The 12188-nt window shown below is 35.5% G+C and carries 12 protein-coding genes and 1 pseudogene; 7 read left to right on the forward strand and 6 right to left on the reverse strand.

Annotated elements, in window-relative coordinates; all coding sequences use genetic code 11:
• Positions 1 to 168 (forward strand): annotated as a pseudogene (locus ACFIM6_RS08095) (P-type DNA transfer ATPase VirB11); the annotation flags it as partial.
• Positions 169 to 222: 54 nt separating this feature from the next.
• Here the strand turns inward: ACFIM6_RS08095 and ACFIM6_RS08100 are convergent.
• The 4 genes from ACFIM6_RS08100 to traA all read right to left on the reverse strand — a co-directional run bounded on the left by ACFIM6_RS08100 (position 223) and on the right by traA (position 6000).
• On the reverse strand, positions 223 to 441 hold the full coding sequence (locus ACFIM6_RS08100) for a type II toxin-antitoxin system RelB/DinJ family antitoxin (protein WP_375612408.1): 219 nt from the start codon (positions 439 to 441) through the stop codon (positions 223 to 225).
• A 78-nt stretch (positions 442 to 519) separates the two neighbouring features.
• Positions 520 to 2046: a type II toxin-antitoxin system protein adenylyltransferase VbhT gene (vbhT, locus tag ACFIM6_RS08105; protein WP_375612409.1), complete on the reverse strand. Its 1527-nt coding sequence runs from the start codon at positions 2044 to 2046 to the stop codon at positions 520 to 522.
• Positions 2033 to 2221: an antitoxin VbhA family protein gene (locus ACFIM6_RS08110; RefSeq protein WP_375612410.1), complete on the reverse strand. Its 189-nt coding sequence runs from the start codon at positions 2219 to 2221 to the stop codon at positions 2033 to 2035. Before ACFIM6_RS08110 ends, vbhT begins: the two co-directional genes overlap by 14 nt.
• 68 nt (positions 2222 to 2289) lie before the next feature.
• Complete coding sequence (gene traA / locus ACFIM6_RS08115) at positions 2290 to 6000, reverse strand: Ti-type conjugative transfer relaxase TraA (RefSeq protein ID WP_375612411.1); 3711 nt, start codon at positions 5998 to 6000, stop codon at positions 2290 to 2292.
• A 207-nt stretch (positions 6001 to 6207) separates the two neighbouring features.
• Between traA and ACFIM6_RS08120 the strand changes: the two genes are divergently transcribed.
• The 6 genes from ACFIM6_RS08120 (at position 6208) to ACFIM6_RS08145 (ending at position 10236) form a co-directional block, all read left to right on the forward strand.
• Positions 6208 to 6438 (forward strand): TraC family protein, encoded by a 231-nt coding sequence (locus ACFIM6_RS08120; protein WP_375612412.1) that lies wholly within the window; start codon positions 6208 to 6210, stop codon positions 6436 to 6438.
• 52 nt (positions 6439 to 6490) lie between these two features.
• Positions 6491 to 6715, forward strand: a complete 225-nt coding sequence (locus ACFIM6_RS08125) for a conjugal transfer protein TraD (protein WP_375612413.1) — start codon at positions 6491 to 6493, stop codon at positions 6713 to 6715.
• Positions 6693 to 8603: a Ti-type conjugative transfer system protein TraG gene (gene traG, locus ACFIM6_RS08130; protein WP_375612414.1), complete on the forward strand. Its 1911-nt coding sequence runs from the start codon at positions 6693 to 6695 to the stop codon at positions 8601 to 8603. The genes ACFIM6_RS08125 and traG overlap by 23 nt, the downstream gene beginning before the upstream one ends.
• 368 nt (positions 8604 to 8971) lie before the next feature.
• Entirely contained in the window at positions 8972 to 9427 is a 456-nt protein-coding gene (locus ACFIM6_RS08135; protein ID WP_375612415.1) for a replication/maintenance protein RepL, read from the forward strand.
• 225 nt (positions 9428 to 9652) lie between these two features.
• Positions 9653 to 9931, forward strand: coding sequence for a type II toxin-antitoxin system RelE/ParE family toxin (locus ACFIM6_RS08140; RefSeq protein ID WP_375612416.1), 279 nt, complete (start codon positions 9653 to 9655; stop codon positions 9929 to 9931).
• A gap of 17 nt (positions 9932 to 9948) precedes the next feature.
• Positions 9949 to 10236, forward strand: coding sequence for a HigA family addiction module antitoxin (locus ACFIM6_RS08145; protein WP_375612417.1), 288 nt, complete (start codon positions 9949 to 9951; stop codon positions 10234 to 10236).
• 49 nt (positions 10237 to 10285) lie between these two features.
• Here ACFIM6_RS08145 and ACFIM6_RS08150 read toward each other — a convergent pair whose 3' ends face one another.
• Complete coding sequence (locus tag ACFIM6_RS08150; protein ID WP_375612418.1) at positions 10286 to 10462, reverse strand: hypothetical protein; 177 nt, start codon at positions 10460 to 10462, stop codon at positions 10286 to 10288.
• A 388-nt stretch (positions 10463 to 10850) separates the two neighbouring features.
• Positions 10851 to 11519, reverse strand: coding sequence for a hypothetical protein (locus ACFIM6_RS08155; RefSeq protein WP_375612419.1), 669 nt, complete (start codon positions 11517 to 11519; stop codon positions 10851 to 10853).
• Positions 11520 to 12188: the final 669 nt, after the last annotated feature.

Raw genomic sequence — 12188 nt, forward strand, 5'->3', positions numbered from 1 at the left:
ACCCTTTTAGTCAAAGAAAGTGACGGTGGTGGTAATTTAGCACGCGATGATATCCGCGGCTTATTAATCTCGATGATAGATGTCATCATCCAATGTAAACGCCTCGAAGGAAAATTTCGTGTAACAGAAATCTATTACGACCCCTTCAAACGCCGTGATGCTTTTTAAAAACTGTCGAAATCACTTAAATAAATCATTCATATATTTCGCGAAATATACATCTTATCCTTTTTTACTCTTTTCAAAAGTTTTAAGCGTTTCCGCATTAGAAACAGCCATATCAAACGGCAATCCTCTTTCATCAACAACTTTAGCTAAAGAAATTCGTATGAAATCAGACACCGTAAGTCCTAAACTTGCTAATATTTCACCAGCTTCTTTTTTCAACTTCTTATCTATATTTGCTCGAACAACATCTTTTGAATCTACGGCTACACTCATAGTAAAACTCCTTTAGTTACCTTCTTATGTGTGGATAGAATTAGTTATAATAACAAGTTTCTAATGTTCTAAATTTCTTTATCGCGAAACATCTTTTGACTTTGTTTCCGCTATCACATTTTTTAGCTCTTGTGTATGTCTCTGTTGCAAAAATTTAACTGCTGTTTGAAGCTCGTTCACAAGCTTTTTATCTTGAGGCTGATTTTGGGGTATCGCTTTTGACAAGTCAAAGTCTTGTTTATGAATGGCATCCTGTCCAAAACGTTTATCTAAAGCACTTTGTAGCTTTAAAAACTCTTGATTGATCTTCTCTGGTATCTTCGAATAATTATCACGACCAGCTTCAACATTTTTCATAAAAGTCACTGCTTCTTGTGAAAGTGACGGAACCTCTACTTTTAACTGTTCACGCTCCCGTGTAACCCTATCCATATGTATCTCATAAGAATTCTTATAAAAGGATTGAAGCTTTTTAATAGAAGAAAGTGCAAAAGGAACATGATAAAGCGCTTCTTTTCGTTCTTTTCCTGTAGCCTTCAATTTATCGATTAAACGATCTGACCCACGCAGTTCACCCGCTCTATCAGGAGATTTATCCAAAATATCAGATAATTTATCGCCTTTACCTGCTAAAATCGTTTGTTCAATCCTAAGGGCAGCCTCTTGTGGATCTCTATAAATAGATGCTAAACGACTGTTTAACTCCTTAAACATATTAACATAAGATTTTTCATTCCTAAGAGCGCTTAGCGCTTTCTGTTCTAAATTAGAGTTATCCGTATAAGCAGCAAGGTATGGCTCTCGTTCTGTTGCTTTTGATGCAACATTCAACTCTTTTTGTGATTGCTCAACCTTGGGATCTTCTTTTTCAAGTTTGCTAAAAACTGTCTTCACTTTATTAAAAACAGTTGTAATTTTTTCCTTTTGTTCTTCGGATAATTCTTTATTGTTCTGTACATCAGAAGCTATATTTTCCCCTAAACCTTGAGAAACATCAATCTCTCTATTCTTTGTAAATTCGGTAAGGTTATTACGGATGAGTATAGATAGATGGTCAGAATTACCAAAATGTGCCGCAATTGATGCCTCTATCATTTCTTGTTTATCAATACCCTTCCAGTTGATATGATAACCAGCTTCACGAGCAAGTTGTCCTATAAATTCACGTTGTGTACGACCATTTCCTTCTCTAAACGGATGCAACGCATTCAACTCCCCCATGTAATGTCCAGCCCTTTGACTAAATTCGTCCATATCAAGACCACGCAGATACTGTTCTTTTGCAAGCTGTTGCGTAATCTTCGGTGCATAACTTTCAATCTGATTATAACTAGCAAACATACTATTGCCTTTGGCAATATCCACTGAACGAATTTGTCCCGCCCATTCATATATATCACCAAACAGTTTCCTATGGATCTCTTTCATATGATTGAGATCAAACTCACCACGAATAGGAGTATGTACAAATTCGAAAGATTTTACATAAGCGATAGCAGATTCTACACGCTGCAGTGTGCCTTTGTCTTTAATACCAAGTCGGTTATACATCACACCAGTTTCAGGATTAGTATAAGGATCACCGCTTCCCTTATACTTCTCCACGTTTTACCCGTTCCAACAAATCTTTGATTACATCTCCTGTTTCGAGCTCTCCGATAATAACACGTTCCATTTGTTCAACGACTTTTGAATCTGGTTCCAGTCCCTCTAAACGTTGACTTGCCAATGCATTTTCAGCATAGAGGCGACGCAGCTTAATTTCCTCTTCACTCAACATAAAATTCTCCTTTGTTGATATTTATTATAGCTCAAATAAGCTATAGAAGCAAGTTTTCATTCCTTACCTTACCGTATCACATCTTTTGATATTGCACGCGCTATCGCATTGATTTGCTCCTGTTGTCTCTGTTGCAAAAATTTAACTGCTGTTTGAAGCTCGTTCACAAGCTTTTTATCTTGAGGCTGATTTTGGGGTATCGCTTTTGACAAGTCAAAGTCTTGTTTATGAATGGCATCCTGTCCAAAACGTTTATCTAAAGCACTTTGTAGCTTTAAAAACTCTTGATTGATCTTCTCTGGTATCTTCGAATAATTATCACGACCAGCTTCAACATTTTTCATAAAAGTCACTGCTTCTTGTGAAAGTGACGGAACCTCTACTTTTAACTGTTCACGCTCCCGTGTAACCCTATCCATATGTATCTCATAAGAATTCTTATAAAAGGATTGAAGCTTTTTAATAGAAGAAAGTGCAAAAGGAACATGATAAAGCGCTTCTTTTCGTTCTTTTCCTGTAGCCTTCAATTTATCGATTAAACGATCTGACCCACGCAGTTCACCCGCTCTATCAGGAGATTTATCCAAAATATCAGATAATTTATCGCCTTTACCTGCTAAAATCGTTTGTTCAATCCTAAGGGCAGCCTCTTGTGGATCTCTATAAATAGATGCTAAACGACTGTTTAACTCCTTAAACATATTAACATAAGATTTTTCATTCCTAAGAGCGCTTAGCGCTTTCTGTTCTAAATTAGAGTTATCCGTATAAGCAGCAAGGTATGGCTCTCGTTCTGTTGCTTTTGATGCAACATTCAACTCTTTTTGTGATTGTTCAACCTTGAGATCTTCTTTTTCAAGTTTTGAAAAACTTGTCTTTGCTCTATCCCAAAGGGATTCAATCTTCTCTTTTTGTTTTTGCAACCATTCTTTATTAAAATCAACGTAAGAGGCTATTTTTTCCCCTAAACCTTGAGAAACATCAATCCCTCTATTCTTTGTAAATTTGGCTATATAATCTCTATAATCAGGAGATTCAGAAAAATCGAGAGTTGTTGTTTTAACACCAGATCTAGAAAAAGCTGCTACCAATTTCTCATAGGTATTGGCATGATCAGACCGCTTGATAGCATCAACAAAAGAAGGATCACCGCGTTCTATTAAATCAACATTAAAAACATTTCTTTTAATTTCTTTATTATTAACAACAATAGTTTCTTTATCTTGACGAAGTGATATCTTGTCACCAAGCTCAATACGAGCCCCATCTATCGCAGAGGGAAGATTTACACCATAAACACGTTCAATTCCACGGAAAGTTGCTATATCCGCATAAGGTGTTTTGGTTTTGGCGGTTTCACTAAAAGAAGCATACCCAGCTTCAACAAGTTCACCAGTGATTGTACCTTTAACCTGTTTGTGTTCGTGTAATCGAACGTTTTTAAAATCCTCTTCGGCTACATAAAGATGTGACTGATGCCTATGCCGAGACATTGCAACATAGGAGAGATGTTGATCCATAGATGAAGAGGCTAAAACAAAGACATTATCAACGGTAACTCCTTGACTCTTATGAACTGTAGCCGCATATCCATGATCAATATTTTGATAAGTCTGATTGGAGAAAACAACCTCCTTACCAGAGTCAAGACGCACTTTTAAAAGCGGTTTTCCTCTTTCATTTTGTGTAGACAAAACAGTTCCCAACATACCATTTTTAACTTTTTGCTTACCTAATTCTGGGGCATATCTTTCTTCAAATTGAGCATTTTCAAGAAAGATAATTCTGTCACCAACAACAAATTCTCTACGCCCCTTAAGAGTATCAAAATTTGTGACGCTTGCACTATCTTCAAATTTAAGTAAACGAGCATCTTTAAGAGCGGTTCGAATTTCTTCATTTAATTTTTTTACAGACGCATTTGTATGAGCAAGAACAAGTAATTCGTCACCCCGTAAAGTTTTTCCTTCTTCCTCACATTTTTGTTCTACTTTCCTTCGTGTATCCATCCAATCTTTAACAAGAGTATTTATGGCTTGGTCACGCGTTTTAATCTCACGAATGAATCCTCTATTTTTATAATGATCTAAAGCTTCCTTTACTTGTCCACGTGCAAACTGTCGTGATGCATCTTGCCCCCATTCTTCTTTTTGTCTTCTAATACCGGATAATTCTACATAACCAATATTATCAACTACAGCGCGAAATGCCGCTCCAGCCTCAATGGGTTGCAACTGCATATTATCACCAACAAGAACAATTTTTGCGCCTACTTTTTCAACTTTTTGGACAAAATGCGAAAGTTGTTTTGAAGAAACCATTCCAGCTTCATCAATGACAAAAACATCACCAACCCGTAATTCATCTTTCTTATTTTTCCACGCTAATTCCCACGCAGCAAGAGTTTTACTTTTTATCTTTGAAGATTCTTCAAGACCTTCCGCAGCCTTCCCCGCAAGAGCTGCTCCAAATACACGCTTCCCACTATTAACCCACGCAATATTTGCGGCTTCCAATAGAGTGGATTTTCCAGCACCTGCATAACCAACAACCGCCGCAATACCTTTATCATCTGTAATATGTTGAACGGCTAATTTTTGTTCTTCTGAAAATTTAAATCTATTACTTTTATCTTTATTCTCAACAGACTTTATTGCCTCTAAAACCTGTCTATCTTTTACACCGTGTCCTGTCGTTTGAGACAACGAAACAACACTCCGCTCCATATCATATTCGGTTTTTAATATTTCCTTTGTGGAGTAAATCACTTTATGATGATTGGAATGATCTTTAATTTTAATCAAGTTGTTGCTTTGTTCTAAGCGCACCATAATATCATTAAAATCATTTGAATTATCAACATATCTATTAATGATCTTAGCAAGATCACCACGATTAAATGTCGACTTCTCAAATGAAATCAACTTCAATACTTCATTAGGGTTTTCTCTAATTTTCTCTACAGATTTCTGTTTTATTTTTTCATTGGCTCTTACTGCATTGCTAGCAAGTCCTTTTTTACCCATTGCATAAGCAGATTGCCCCAAATGAATGGTCGGTTCTATGGATAAACCACGCTCTTTGTAAGAGCGCATATCTACTTTTATATCATGACCTGCAAGTGCAAGATGCTTCGTTGCAATCTCACCCCATGAGTTGCGTAAATCCTTCAATGCATCTTTATGACCTATGACGGTTTCATAAACTATACGCTCTTCTTTTCTTATAGCATTACCTTGTTTATCACGAATAGTAACAAGAGATTTTTTTACTGTTCCATCTTCATTTAAGACAGCTATTTTTTTGGGACCAAAACCATTTTCTAAAACTGGACGTAAAGTATGCATAATATGCACATGTGGATTTCCTTCCTTGTCATGATAAACCCAATCAGAAACAAGACCACGTGATGCAAAGTTTTCTTTTACAAAGTCTCGTACAAGAGAAATATTTTGATCTCGTGATAACTCTAATGGCAACGCTATAACTATTTCTCTTGCCAACTGTCCATTCACGCGCTCACTATTTTGCACAGTGTTCCACAGCCATTCACTTTTTTTGTCATTCGTATCAAAATAACTGAGTTGTTGTGTAATCCATTTTGGAGAACCTTCTGGAATATTTATTTCCGAATGTACAAGGTCTCTATCTTTATCATATCTATGCGTATGAGATCCTTCTAACTCATCAAACATCCTTGTCCTATGTCGATAGGCAGCCGCCGAAATTGCTGATTTTCCAGCACCAATAATTTTAGCTTGTAAATGTGTACTTGCCATAAGATACAATTACCAAAAATTGTGTTTATTTCACAGAAATAATCTATAGCATAAAACGTTTTATTTTAAAACGTATAATTGCGCCTTCAAAAATCTTTTGAAAAAAGACATTTTCAGGAGCGCATAAATGCGCACTATTAAGTATTGTTATTTGAGATTTATTTTGTTAAGTAAAAATAAAGATTAAAAAATAAAAGAGAGTTTGAAATGTCACGTAAATCTTTAGAAAAACTTATGGAAGAAAAAAAAGCTCTGGAAGAAAAAAGTAAAAAACTTCTTGAAAGAATTAAAGCTGCTAAAAAACAAGAAGGGGAAAAAATTGCACTATTAGCATCTGAAGCAGGGTTAACAGAATTAAATATAACAAACGATCAATGGAAAAATATTTTCGAGGAGATTAAAGCCCGATTTCAAAAAGAACAGCAAAAAACTGAATAATCTTGGTAACTCTATAAAATCACTAAGACGAATTGAAAAAAGGAGGAGATTTTTGAGTGATGAAATAAGACGCAAAGATGCACGTGAAAAAATTATTCTAGGCGGTCTTGTCGTAAAGGCTGGTCTTAAAAATTCTGATAAGTCTTTCATTTTAGGATGTTTAATTCATGCTGCAAAACTTGATACAAATTCAAATGAATATAAAAATTTACAAAAAATAGGACAGCATGCTTTTGCTGATACGCGGGGTCAAAATGATAAACAACCTAGATCGTAAACAAATCATATTTTTAATATGCCCTTTCCTCTTTTCAATCATAATTCTTTTTCTTGTAAATATAACAATAAATGAAATTACAGAAAATGGTACTACCCCAGATGCTTATTGGTTTGTTCGTTCAAAACCTCTCGATATTCTCGTCCTTATTGCACTTTCATGTTCTTCATTTATTCTATTACAAAAAAGACATATAAGAAAAAATATCACCATAGCATCATTAATCTCCTTTTGTCTTTTTGCTGCCTACTACAGTATAAATGAATATATCAGATTAAGTCCTTATGTAGGACAAAATAACATGACATGGGCTGATGTTTTTCCTTTCTTTGATAGGATGGTTTTGAGCGGTTCAATCATTGGTATTATTATCCTTGGTTTCACGATGAATCTATCGTTGCCAAAAAAATCGCCTTTGAAAAAATCAAAAAATACGATCTTCGGCGACTCTCAATGGATGAATATGAAAAAACTAGAAAGCATCTTTCCAAGCAATGGAGAAATCATCATAGGAGAACGATATCGAGTAGACGAAGATATTGTAACAGATGTTCCTTTCGACCCTCAAGACAAAACAACATGGGGAAAAGGAGGAACACAGCCATTACTAACATATAAACAAAATTTTGATTCAACCCATATGTTATTTTTTGCTGGTTCTGGTGGATACAAAACAACCAGTAATGTTATTCCTACTTGCATAAAATATAGCGGTCCACTGGTTGTTTTTGACCCTTCAACTGAAATTGCTCCAATAGTAAAAGAAATAAGAGTTAAATCAAAAAGAAAAGTATACGTTCTTGATCCCCATGGGGATTCAACAGAAACTTTTAATCCATTAGATTGGTTATTAGATGAAAATATCCCTATTTATGAAAGGGAAGCAGGTCTCGTAGAAATAGCACGACTCCTCCTTTCAGAAAATTATAAATCCACTTCAACCGATCAATTTTTTATCTCTCATGCTCACAATTTGTTAACAGGTCTACTTGCACATGTCGTCTTTTCTGATGAATACAAGTTAGAGGCAAAAAACTTAAAAACTCTTCGTATGATTGTATCAGAGCCAGAACCATCCGTAATTGGAAAATTGCAATCTATACAATCAAGTTCTTCATCACAATTCATTCGTGAAACCCTTGGGGTCTTTACTAATATGGCACCGCAAACTTTCTCTGGTGTTTATGCTACTGCTTCTAAAGATACCCAATGGCTTTCCCTTGATAATTATGCCAACCTTATAAGTGGTAAAGACTTTAAAACAACTGATATCACAAAAGGAAATATTGATATCTTTTTGAATATTCCATCAAAAATTCTAAAATCTTACCCTGGTGTGGGACGTATTCTTGTTGGTTCTTTTCTCAAAGCTATGGAAGCCGCTAATGGAAACTATGAAAAAAGAGTCCTCTTTGTTTTAGATGAGATTGATCTTTTAGGATATATGAACATCTTAGAAGAAGCACGTGACCGTGGGCGTAAATATGGAATATCTCTCATGCTCTTTTACCAATCTGTAGGACAAATTGAACGTCACTTCGGTTCATCAGGTGCTATGGCATGGTTTGAAAGCTGTGCTTTTGTAAGTTATGCCGCTATTAAAGATATTAAAACAGCTGAAAATATATCAAAGGCATGCGGTAAAATGACTGTTGAAGTGAAAGGATCAAGCAAATCTCTAGGAACATCAGGAGCAAAAGGGACTGAGAGCCTCAATTTCCAGCAGAGACCTTTAATTTATCCTCACGAAATTACCCAAGAAATGCGAAAAGACGAACAGATCATTCTCATGCAAGGGCATCCCCCTATTCGTTGCGGACGTGCCATATATTTCAGAAGAAAGGATTTAAGGGCTCTTGCTAACAAAAATAGATTTGCCCCTAAATAATAATATATCCTAAATAGAACTCACTTCGTTCGTCCATAATCAATAAAATGAGAGGCTATCCGCCTCTCAAACTCTCCGGAACGCTCACCAAAATCATGACATCATGATCCGCGTTTAATGAGAGGACTAACAATCCTTGGTTCTTAGTGTCAAGGAAACCATTACATGGCGCCTAAAGGCGTCCTTGACAAAGAACCTAACGGCTTGTTTCGTCCCTCTCACGCGGCTCTGAAATCATGATTAGAAGGGAGAGCTTTTAGGGGTGCTTAAACAGTACCTTATAGTATGAAAAAAACATTTGATTTTTTAACTACGTGGATAAAAAAATATACCAAATAAATTGTGAAATAGGGAAGGTTTTGTTGTTTGTGTCGTACCTAAAAGGTAAAAATGGATTTGAAAAGGAATGGATTGCAATGCCTCAACATCCGATGGCTATAATAGCGAAAAGTAATTTAAACGGATATGATCTCAAGGTGTTTTTCATTCTAGCTTCACGTCTTGATTTCGAAAATCTATTAGTTGTCAATCAAACGGAATTGGCTAAAAAAGTTGGTATTACCAGACATCACTTTAATCGAAGCATAAAAAGACTAATAACTATGGATATTCTTTTGGAAGGTCCTCGTATTGGGATTAATAGATCCTACCGTCTCAACCCAAACCTTGGTTGGAAAGGTAGTGCTAAAATCCACAAAATAGCTCTTAGAAAGAACTTAAAAAATCGCATGAAAGCAGACGTTATTCAAGGTGTATATGAGAATAAAAAACCTTTAGAAATGGACATTAGTAATCAAATAGATCTTGAAGATTATCTTAGATAAAAAAATAATTAGCTCCATTTATCTATAAAATAAGAGGCTGCCCCCTCCTCAATTCAAAAAATCTGCTTTAGCAGGCATTTTTGATGCTTAAAATATACAGATACAGAAGAGAAAAATAATAAAAGCATAGTAGTTACGCTTCACAATGTTACCAATAATGGTAACATTGTAGCTTAATGAACAACTTCTTCTTGTATTTTATAACGATACACATTACAGTGAATCATGATTTTGGGATTTAAACATAAAGGGCTTGAAGCCTTCTACACTACTGGTACTACAAAAGGAATTCAGTCTGCTCATACTCAAAAGTTAAGGCGTATTCTAAGTGCTCTTGACGTAGCTATATCACCAAATGATTTGAATTATCCGTCCTTTCGATTACATCCTTTAAAAGGTGATCTTAAGGGCTTTTGGTCAATTACAGTAAATGGAAATTGGCGTGTAATATTCCGTTTTGTTGGTATAGATGTCGAATTAGTTGATTATCTAGATTATCATTGAATAAGGAGAGATAAAAAATGATGAAAAACCCTCCACATCCTGGAGAACTCTTGCGTGAAGATGTAATCGTAGAGCTTGGTTTATCTGTTACCGAAACAGCTGAACGGCTTGGTATGTCTCGTGTAGCTTTTTCTAGGGTTTTAAATGGAAAAGCTGCTGTTAGTCCCAATCTCGCTATTAGACTTGAAATGGCTGGTGTGAGTACTGCACGTGCTTGGCTAGCTATGCAAACAAATTATGATTTAGCGCAAGCTTTAAAACAGAAACAGCCTAAAATACATCCTCTTTGTACTAGCTCTTGTTAGTACCATTCTATCGTATTGGAGAGCTTGACGAACATTCTCTAATAAGCTTTTACTTGAAAAGCATAAGATCAGAACCAGGAGGAGCTAGCCGTAATAGCAGCGTATCGTACCCCCAATTGACAGCTAAACTTAGAAATATCAAGACAATATAACCAATGACCATTGCTGTTTGGTGTTCAAAAGGTGCAGAGCCCGCTACATATCCAGTAAAAAAAATAAATAACACCAGCAAACTCCCCCCTGCTATAAACTCTGTTAAAATAATAACCGGTTTACGAATAAGCAAAAGAAAAAGGAAAAGAAAAAAAAGGCACGTTTTCAATATCTTATGTAATATTTTATAAACGATAGAAAACACTCTACGTATTATAGTTATTAAAATTGATTGTTTGGAATTTGGATTTTTCTCTTTTTTATTTAATTTATTAGTAGATAGAGTGTCCATTACCCCCTCCAATATTTTTATCTATAAAACGCTTTATGGCTATATGATACGTTTTATTTTATTCACGATTATTTATATACCTATATAAATAATTATTTCAATTTTATGATTTTTTAGTGCTTAATGTGACATAATTTTTAAAAAGCAGGCGCCCCCCCGCGCCTGTTATTTATGCTACTTCAGCGACCGTTTTAACAATATTATCGCCTTCATAAACCTCACAATTTCTGGGAACGAAAGAAAACCTAGCAGATCTTTTTATTATTGCATTGCCATATACATTACCACTAATATGGAAATAACCAGAGATCTTCGCATTGCCATAAACAGAACCGTAAACTTTAGTATGACACCCCACGCTAGCATTTTCATAGACCTTGCCATAAATTTTCGCTGCGCCACTAACAACAGCATGATCATAAACTTCTGCATTTCTATGAATACGTGCACTCCCAGATAATTTTGCATTACCATAAACCCGTGCATGATGATAAACCCATGCGTTATAAGAAAGATGAGCATCGTCATAAACATGAGCGCCCACATACACGCGGGTTTTATCACATACATGCGCATTCCCATAAATGTGACCACAAACAATAGCATCATCACAAACAATAGCGTTATCATAAACACGACCGTAGCTAAAAGCCCATGCATTACCACCAACCCAGCAATTTCCGTCATGAGAGAGGTTATCTTCCTTCTCAATAAAACCACCAAGATCACCAGCCTTGACATCACCAAAGTCTCTTAATGCACGAATGCGATAAAGTGTAACATCACCAACTTGTTTGGTTTCATTTGTAAATTCATATTTTTTGGAGATAGCGTTCATAATGAACTCCTTTAGGTTAATAATGTTTTGAATTGACACCTATAAAGGCGTCGGGTGCTCAAAACACAGCCTAAAGTCTGTTGTTATGCTTTCCCCATAAGGGTATTATATGACATAACTACACCCGACAAAATCATTATACGTTTTTAAAACATACAAAGACAGTCAGTTTTTGAAAAGCAAAGAAAGATTGTTTCGTAATCTATTCGCTTTAGGATTAGTGTTTTGATCACTTAAGTATTAATATAACAAAATACCCATTTATTGTCAACTATTTTTTTGTCTTTTTTTGCCATTTTTTATAATATTTTCAAATATTTATCTCATAAAATAGCTTATAATTTTTATCTCTTTCTTTTGTAGTATTTGCCCTAAAAGCTCTCCCTTCTAATCATGATTTCGGAGCCGCGTGAGATGGACGAAACAAGACGTTAGGTTCTTTGTCAAGGACGCCTTTAGGCGCCATGTAATGGTTTCCTTGACACTAAGAACCAAGACTTGTTAGTCCTCTCATTGAACGCGGGTCTGATGTCATGATTTTGGTGAGCGTTCCAGAGAGTTTGAGAGGCGGATAGCCTCTCATTTAAAAATATAGTTTGTAAGTAAAAAACTATTTTTATTGCTAAACTTCCAAGATTATTTTATGAGTGAGAGTTATTGGTTATCTAC

Origin of the sequence: Bartonella sp. AA9NXGY (assembly GCF_042196845.1) — a bacterium.
Taxonomy (GTDB): Bacteria; Pseudomonadota; Alphaproteobacteria; order Rhizobiales; family Rhizobiaceae; genus Bartonella.

What these genes read in the sequence shown, in the direction of transcription:
- ACFIM6_RS08100 (WP_375612408.1), bottom strand. Translation starts at nt 441, where the DNA reads ATGAGTGTAGCCGTAGATTCAAAAGATGTTGTTCGAGCAAATATAGAT.
- ACFIM6_RS08110 (WP_375612410.1), bottom strand. Translation starts at nt 2,221, where the DNA reads ATGTTGAGTGAAGAGGAAATTAAGCTGCGTCGCCTCTATGCTGAAAAT.
- traA (WP_375612411.1), bottom strand. Translation starts at nt 6,000, where the DNA reads ATGGCAAGTACACATTTACAAGCTAAAATTATTGGTGCTGGAAAATCA.
- ACFIM6_RS08120 (WP_375612412.1), top strand. Translation starts at nt 6,208, where the DNA reads ATGTCACGTAAATCTTTAGAAAAACTTATGGAAGAAAAAAAAGCTCTG.
- traG (WP_375612414.1), top strand. Translation starts at nt 6,693, where the DNA reads ATGATAAACAACCTAGATCGTAAACAAATCATATTTTTAATATGCCCT.
- ACFIM6_RS08140 (WP_375612416.1), top strand. Translation starts at nt 9,653, where the DNA reads ATGATTTTGGGATTTAAACATAAAGGGCTTGAAGCCTTCTACACTACT.
- ACFIM6_RS08145 (WP_375612417.1), top strand. Translation starts at nt 9,949, where the DNA reads ATGATGAAAAACCCTCCACATCCTGGAGAACTCTTGCGTGAAGATGTA.
- ACFIM6_RS08155 (WP_375612419.1), bottom strand. Translation starts at nt 11,519, where the DNA reads ATGAACGCTATCTCCAAAAAATATGAATTTACAAATGAAACCAAACAA.